Raw genomic sequence first — 7,328 nt, forward strand, 5'->3', positions numbered from 1 at the left:
AACATGCGCCCTGCTTCAATGTGTTCATTGAGTTAATTTCCTCGTGATGACCTGAAAAATGGCGACGGCAGAGCCGCAGCTAGGGAGTCAGGTCAGACACGGGGAGGGCGGTAGAGTCCGAAGGGACCGGCGCGAGGCGCGAACACATTCGTCTCGGGTAGAACGACTGTCCGATATCCCCAAGGGGATACGAATCTGGATGGGAAAGATCCGACCAGATGGAAATGGCAACTGCCGCAGGTATGCGCATGGTGATCGTGATCCGGACGAGACTGCCCGTCGTCCGTGCGGTCTGTACCGAATGCCGCAAGTTGGTCATCTAACGCCTGACAGGCAATGGTATCGGGATCCATCGCGTGTACATCCGCCGACGCAGGGCCAATCAACATGGTCGCGACCAGACAAGCTGCGAGCCATATTCTGACGCTGAGGATGAATCCGGACAAACGCATAGCGTGCCCCATAACAGGCGATCCTTCAAAAATCACTAAGAAATGTCATTCGATAGTCGATCCCGGTCTGAAAATGAAGGAATGTCGGTCGCTGACGACCTTCACAAAGGAATATCGACGTACAATGACTGCTGCTGCAGCGGCTGCTCCGGTCGTACGATCCGATTTTTCATGCGGCATGGGTATGCAGGCGATTGTCACCGAGCCGGGCGTCAATAATCTCTCATCCTGTCCCAATTGTAAATTCGCCTGACCAGGCAAGGCGCGCTTTAGGCTGAGACATGCTCAGTTTCCACAAGTGAGTGATGACTGTCTGGTTTAGGCGCGAACCACCGATGCAAAGCAGGCAAAACAAGCAATGTCAGTACGGTTGACGATACAAGACCGCCAATCACAACGGTCGCGAGCGGTCTTTGTACTTCAGCGCCAACGCCTGTGGCGAACAACAAGGGCGCAAGGCCCAGCGCAGTCGTCATCGCAGTCATCAAAACGGGTCGCGCGCGCAACCCGGCCGCTTCTACGGCGAGTTCATCCCTGTCGCGCCCCGCGCGCGCAAAGTCATCCATGAAGCTGACCAGAACCATACCATTGCCGAGAGCGATCCCGAACAATGCAATAAACCCGACCGTAGCAGGCACCGAAACAGGCAGACCCGCTAACCATAGCGCCAGCGTTCCACCTGTCAGTGCCAGAGGGATGTTGAGCAGGATCAGAATAGCTGACTTGGCACGCCCGAAGGTCATTAGAAGAATCAGGAAGACAATCGCGAGCGTGATTGGAATGACCACGGCGAATTTTGCATTCGCTTGTTGCTGCAATTCAAATTGCCCGCCCCAAACAAGCCTGTAACCCGGTGGAAGATCAAGTTTTTCATCGGTTAGCGCCTGGGCTTCAGCAACGAAGCTACCGATATCGCGCCCACGGACATTGGCCTGGACGGCAATGAACCGTTGCCCATCCTCACGCGTGATCTGACGAGGACCGATCACGGTTTCGATATTGGTGACCTCGCTGAGTGGCACGAGCGCACCATTTTGTGATTTAAGAAGAATCCGTCCGATGGCAGCAGGATCCGACCGCGATTGTGCGTTGAGGCGAACGATGATCGGAAATTGGCGAACGCCCTCGAACAGAGCGCCCGCTTCGGCGCCGCCGACGGACGTGCGAAGCGTATCCAGGGCGTCCATGATGTCGAGGCCGTAACGTCCGAGTTCATCGCGATTGACTGTGACTTTCAATTCCGGCGCGCCGGTCAGTTGTTCGGCCTGTACATCGGCAGCGCCGGGGACTTGCCGGAGCAATTTCTGCAATTCCTCCGAGGACGCAATCAGAGCGTCTGAGTCCGGACCGAAGATTTTGATCGCGAGCTCGGCGCGCGTGCCCGTCAGCAGTTCGTCTACAGCCATTGCAATGGGTTGACCAACATTTGCAAGAATACCCGGATAGGACTCCAGGAACTCCGACAACTCATACCGAAAGTCTTCGGGCGATATACCAGAACGCCAGTCCGATTTCGGCTTCATGGCCAAAAATATTTCTGCGCTATTGGTGGGATCCGTCACGGCACCTACTTCTCCGCGCCCGACTCTCGTAACGATTGTCTCAATTTCCGGGAACTCTGCGAGCAATTGATTTTCGATCCGCGTAACTGTGGCTTCACCCTCGGTCAGAGATATCGAGGGCGCCATCGTGACCCGAAGCAGGATATCGCCTTCTTCGAGCTCCGGCGTAAATTCGGACCCGAGTTGTGACCCGGCCAACCAGCCCGCCAGAAGAAGTATCGACGCCAGTCCAAGGGCAGCGCCCCTGAACCGGACAAAGAAGCCTGCCCAGGATGCAATAAGATTGGTCATCGCGCTTTCAGCGCCGCGCGATGATTTTGCTGGTCGCATTAAGCCGAATGCTAAAGCGGGTGCGATCAACGCGGCATAGATCAATGAGCCTGTCATAGCCAACGCGGCAGACGCGGCCAGCGGCCGGAAGGTTTTCCCTTCAACGCCCTCAAGCGCAAAAAGCGGTAGAAAGACAATAATCACCACACTCACAGCCGCAATAAGCGGTGCGATTACCTCAGCGGTTGATCTGGCAACCAGATCGCGGCGGTTCTCGTCAGGCGCGCCTTTCAGACTGCGGTCGACATTTTCGGTGATCACGATGGCGCCGTCCACCATCATCCCGATGGCAATCGCAACACCGCCAAGCGACATGAGGTTGGCACCGATGCCAAGAACATTCATAGCAATGAAGGCGAAACCAACGGAGAAGGGAATAGATAAAACCACTACAAGCGAGGGACGCCAGCCGCCGAGAAAAACGAAGACGACTATCGCGACGAGTACAGCGCCCTGCCAGAGCGCCGTCGTGACCGTTGCGGCGGCTTTGTTCACCAGCGCACCTTGATCATAATATGGCACAGCGCGAACGCCGTCTGGCAGAGTCTTGTTGATTTCATCGAAGCGTGTTTTAACCCGCTCGATGACTTCGGACGTATTTGTGCCGTAGAGTTTCAGCACCAGACCAGCAACGACTTCGCCTTTCCCATTCGAGGTGGCAAGGCCCTGACGCACGCCGCCGCCAATGACGACATCGCCGATATCGCGCATCCGAATCGGGCGGCCATCTTCTGATCTGATGATGGTCGCTGCAAGATCGTCAACGCTTCGCGCGAGCCCGATACCGCGCACAGTAAATTGTTCAGCGCCGATTTCGATGAATTGAGCGCCGAGGGTCTGATTGCCGCGCTCGAGCGCTTCGGTCACTTCGTTGATCTGGAGATCGTATGACTGCATTGCTTCGGGGTCGATGAGTATCTGAAACTGTTTTTCGTATCCGCCGAGGGATAGGACTTCGGTCACGCCTGTGACGGTCTGTAGTTGGTATTTGACAATCCAGTCCTGAATCTCGCGCATCTCGATGAGACTGCGCGTACCTGTGCTGTCGACCAGTTTGTAATAAAGGATGATCCCGAGCCCGGTGGAGATCGGCCCCATCTTGGGTTCGCCAAATCCAGGAGGGATGGCTTCGCGCGCTTGAGCCAGACGTTCACCCACGACCTGGCGGGCAAAATAGACATCGGTGCCGTCTTCAAAATAGATGTTGACCACGGACAGGCCGAAATTTGACACCGAGCGCATATGGTCGATTTTTGGTAGACCTGCCATGGCGGCCTCGATGGGATAAGTAACGTAGCGTTCAACTTCTTCTGGGCCGAGGCCGTCAGTTTCCGTGAAGACCTGCACCAACGAGGGCGTGACATCGGGAAAAGCGTCGACGGGCAAAGCGCGGAAGGCAAACAGACCGCCAATGGTCATGGCGCTGGCGAAAATGGCGGCGAGCAATCGGCCACCAGCGATACGGTGCATGAAGTTTTGCATGAATGGGCTGTCCTGTTGCTAGTCTTCGTCTGCGCCGAAGGAATCTTTTTCCAATTGTGACTTTAGGGTGAAGGCGCCCTCGGCGACATATCGCTGCCCGTCCTCTAATCCCTCAAGAATGCCGACCAGGCCGTCCTGCTCCATACCGGTCACCACCGGCGTAGGCTCAAAGCCGTCATCGGTTGGCAGGAACACTGAAGGGGTCGAATTGACGATCTGCACCGCGTCTTTCGGGACACGCACGACTAACATACCTTCGCCGAGATCAATCTGGGCCCGAATAAACTGACCCGGCCGCAACTGACCATCGCGATTATCCACAATCACGCGGGCAGTCGCGGTGCGCGACGCTTGATTGACAACAGGGGAGATAAACGCGATCTGCGCCTGCGCCAGCGGTTCCCCTGCATCGCCTGTCAAATGCACGTTGGCCCCAGTATCAACGCGGGCAAGGTCCTGTTTGAACACAGCAATATCGACCCAAACGACACTGTCATCAGCGATGGTGAACATCGGTCCGGCAGACGTATCGTCGGAAGAGACAGCTTCGCCTAAGGTGACCGTTCGCTGAGTAATGACGCCCGTTATTGGTGAGGTGACGACATAATCTGAGCTATTGCCCGCCGCAGCCGTCGACGCTGGGCTGAGCCCAACAGCATGCAAGTTCGTCTCAGCTGAATCAAGCGCGGCACTGGCAGTTGAAAAGGCCGCGCGAGCCGCCTGAATGTCCGCTTCAGACGTGATTTTGTCCGCCCAAAGCGCTTCTTCGCGAGCCATAGTCGTCCGCGCAAGTTCGGTTGCGGCGGCGGCAGAAACATAGTCTGACTTCAATTCAGCCAATTCGCGGCTGGCGAGCAGCGCCAATCGATCGCCACGTTGGATTGCGTCGCCTTCGGTTGCGTATAGCATCCGTACAATGCCACTGATCTGCGGAGAGATATTGGCGATTCGATCGGCATCGAAACGCACTTCGGCGGGTAAGTTCAGGGTTTCTCCCATACGCCCGACCTCGGCAGTCGCCACCCGAATGCCAGCGGCTTGCGCCGCAATGCGGCTTAGAACGACGTCATTCCCCTCGACTTCAGCATCATCGTCTTGCTTGGTTTCCACAACAACGAGGTCCGCATCTCCTTCAGTTGATGGGCTCTCGCTATTGCAGGCTGCTAGAATAAACGCGCTGGCCGCCGCCAATAAAAGTGGTTTCCAATGGAAAGTCATAGGTTCATTCTCCGGAAAATGGCGTGTCGCCAATCAGGCTTTTCAGGCGAGCCGTCTCGATACGCAGCGTTGTCTTTGCGTCCAAAACGGCGCGTTGCGTGTCAATCAAGGCGCTACGCGCATCAATCGTGGTGGTCAGATCAAATTTTCCAACCGCGTACCCGTGCATAGACGCTTCAAAGGCGGCGATAGCATTGGGCAAAGCGGTGTCTTCGAGCAGACTGAGGCGTTGACGGGCGGCCGTCACGGCGGCGATGGCGGCTCGCTGTTCTGCAAGCAGACGCGCCTCAACAGCAGCTCTATTCATCTGGCTTGCCTGTGCCCGCAGATCGGCTGCGCGCGCGCTATCGCGATTGCGATCAAAAAGCGGCAGGGGAACAGATACACCAGCGACAATGGCGCTGTCGCCGGTTTCCTCGAACCGGCGCATGCCAGCGGTGAATGTTACATTCGGCATGGCTTCTGCGCGCTCGACGTCGGCGGCCGCCCGTGACGCTGCGGCGGACGCAGCCGCCCGCCTGACTTGCGGGTGAAGGGACCTGTTTCCCGGATCAGCCAAAGCACCGACTACCGAGTCTTCCACGATCGCGGTGTTGAACAGGGGATCTGATTGCCCCCATATTGCGGCCAAGGCATATCTGCGCTGCTCTACCAAGCCCCAGGCGAAAACCGCATCGGCGCGCGCAGAAGCTGTCGCACTATCGGCCCGGGACTGTTCAGGTGGCGGCGCAGCTCCAGCGGCTACGCGTCTACGGACCGTCTCAGCCAGTTTTTCGGATGTCTCCGCGGCTTCTTCCAAGAGTTCTGCGTCTTCGAGTGCGGCGACGTACTCAAAAAAAAGCACCGTGCCCTGCAGTTCAACTTCTCTCAAAATGACGGCGCATTCAGCCGAAGCGAGCGCCGTCAACGCGCGAGCCGCAGCTTGCGCGCGCTGTCGCTTGCCGCCCAGGCGGACGGTCTGCTCAATAGCGATGGTTGTTTCTGCCCGGTCAAACCCGGTCAACGGGCCGCTTCCAGAAAATTCTTCAAGTTCCACGGAAAGCGCAGGATTCAAACGCCGCCCCGCTTGAGTCGCGTCAGCCGACCGGGCTTGAATTTCGAGTCCCGAGGCCCGAACCTCTGGTGAGGCGAGCCTGATCTCAGACAACACGGAATTCAACGAGAGTGGTGTTTCGGCGGTAACTGGAGATTTGTGTTCATTAGGACCATAAGCGTTGCAGGGTCCAACTTCTGCATTGGCCGGAAGCATGACCGCCAGACCGAGTGCGGCCCATAAAAGTTTTTGCATTGTAATTTTCCTTGATCTGACCCGTTGTGTGCTAGCCGCTCCGGCAACGGAGCGCAGGCGTCAGGTGCGAGGCGGACGAAAAGGGCTTATTGGATAGTCACGGACAAGTGTTTCTTTGTCAGCCGACCGATCAATAGCGGATTGATTGTGGCGGAAACACAATGGCGACGATGAGTTTGAAATGAATGACGTACAAGCAAGGTAGTGACAATAATCGACATCGATATCTTCTGGGTCAATGCGATCTGCCGAACTGAGAGGCCCCAACATAAACGCTTCAATTGCGTTCGTTGCCTGCGGTTGCGCACACAAGGGCGACGCTTGCAGTGAAGTTGCCGGGCTTGTCGCGAATCCTGACAGCATAAAGAATAACGACACGCAGGAAAACCGCGCGAGCTGCAGCAAAGTCGCAATTTTGCGAGAGTGTTTCCAGCTCACCTTCACGTTTAATATCTTCTCCAGCCCACAAGACAACGACACTTATTGCCTTACGATCACTTCGAACCCGATTGGCAAACCGGGTTCAAGCGTGTTTCAATTCTCAATTGTCGCCTCTTTAATCTCTACAGCCGCTGGAGGGTCAAGCGCCGATTTCGCCGTTCTTTGAAGATGACAGACCTGCTGTGGTTGTGGATCTACAGGGGATATGAAGCCGTGCTGGAGATGCTTTCCATGATTGCGCAACAGGCCACTTCGCCGCCTTCACAAGACGTGATCATGCCCTGAAGTTCCCGTTTCAAAGCCCTCAATTGCTTAAGGCGCCGGTCCACTTCCGCCAGATGGTGCCGCGCAACTTGATCGACTTTCGCGCAATCTTCGTCAGGCGTCATTTGCAACGCGATTAGTTCACGGATCGCCTGAATAGGAAAGCCCAGGTCACGGGATTGCCGGATGAACGATAAGCGTTGCTGGGTAGCCGAATCGTAGGCGCGTTGCCCCCCAGTTGTACGGCCAGGGTCCGGCAGCAGACCGATGGATTCGTAGTAGCGGATTGTT

At 56.4% G+C, this 7,328-nt stretch carries 4 protein-coding genes; all 4 read right to left on the reverse strand.

The window, feature by feature from the left end; translation table 11 throughout:
- Positions 1 to 721 precede the first annotated feature (721 nt).
- Positions 722 to 3,826, reverse strand: coding sequence for an efflux RND transporter permease subunit (locus HOC_RS19580; RefSeq protein ID WP_035541846.1), 3,105 nt, complete (start codon positions 3,824 to 3,826; stop codon positions 722 to 724).
- Between the two features lie 18 nt (positions 3,827 to 3,844).
- The gene (locus HOC_RS19585; protein WP_035541848.1) at positions 3,845 to 5,044 is read right to left on the reverse strand and encodes an efflux RND transporter periplasmic adaptor subunit; all 1,200 of its coding nucleotides are present in this window, start codon (positions 5,042 to 5,044) and stop codon (positions 3,845 to 3,847) included.
- A 4-nt stretch (positions 5,045 to 5,048) separates the two neighbouring features.
- Positions 5,049 to 6,332 (reverse strand): TolC family protein, encoded by a 1,284-nt coding sequence (locus HOC_RS19590; RefSeq protein ID WP_035541851.1) that lies wholly within the window; start codon positions 6,330 to 6,332, stop codon positions 5,049 to 5,051.
- 635 nt (positions 6,333 to 6,967) lie between these two features.
- Positions 6,968 to 7,328: MerR family transcriptional regulator (locus tag HOC_RS19600; RefSeq protein WP_035541858.1), on the reverse strand; the 361-nt coding region annotated here is incomplete at its 5' end.

This window comes from Hyphomonas oceanitis SCH89, from assembly GCF_000685295.1.
GTDB classification, from domain to species: Bacteria; Pseudomonadota; Alphaproteobacteria; order Caulobacterales; family Hyphomonadaceae; genus Hyphomonas; species Hyphomonas oceanitis.

Coding starts and splice junctions, on each gene's coding strand:
- HOC_RS19580 (WP_035541846.1), bottom strand. CDS start 3,826: ATGCAAAACTTCATGCACCGTATCGCTGGTGGCCGATTGCTCGCCGCC.
- HOC_RS19585 (WP_035541848.1), bottom strand. CDS start 5,044: ATGACTTTCCATTGGAAACCACTTTTATTGGCGGCGGCCAGCGCGTTT.
- HOC_RS19590 (WP_035541851.1), bottom strand. CDS start 6,332: ATGCAAAAACTTTTATGGGCCGCACTCGGTCTGGCGGTCATGCTTCCG.